Origin of the sequence: Haloferax profundi (assembly GCF_001469865.1) — an archaeon.
GTDB lineage: Archaea > Halobacteriota > Halobacteria > Halobacteriales > Haloferacaceae > Haloferax > Haloferax profundi.
Map to the genome: position 1 here is coordinate 1 of NZ_LOPV01000266.1, position 488 is coordinate 488.

Here is a 488-nt window from a genome sequence, read left to right on the forward strand (position 1 = left end):
TATCCCGACTACCAACTCCCATGGGACGTCGTCGAACGCCACGTCGAGTGGCTCCAAGCACTCGAAGCAGTCATGAAACAAGGTGGGACGTACGAACTGACAGACTACGGGAAGGGCCTTCTCAAAGACATTAGTCCCCAGCAAGGCCAGCTCACAGACTTCAACGAGACAATGGACACACCGCCACGCGTCTGGATTGAGAAGACCTCAGTTGAGGGGAGAAAGTACAAAAAGCAAGGAGAACTGGAGCTTGGGAATGCCATTTACTCTCCAACCCAAGACAAGGGAGGTGGAGATATCTACGCCACGATGCGTGAAAGCATCGGTTGGTGATATCGTCCTTCATCTCTCCCAAGGTGTCGATCAATTCGTCGGGGTTTCGCAGATTGAATCCGAGCTTGAGACAGACTTTGAGGGCCGGCCAGAGTTCGGGTGGACTGAAGAACAAAAGGGGTACCGACGCTGGCTGACGAACTACCACCTTGTTT

The 488-nt window shown here is 53.1% G+C and carries 1 protein-coding gene; it reads left to right on the forward strand.

The features are described 5' to 3' along the window. Positions 1–333, forward strand: a 333-nt coding sequence (locus AUR66_RS22005; RefSeq protein ID WP_197409758.1) for a hypothetical protein, incomplete at its 5' end; no start/stop codon positions are given. Positions 334–488: the final 155 nt, after the last annotated feature.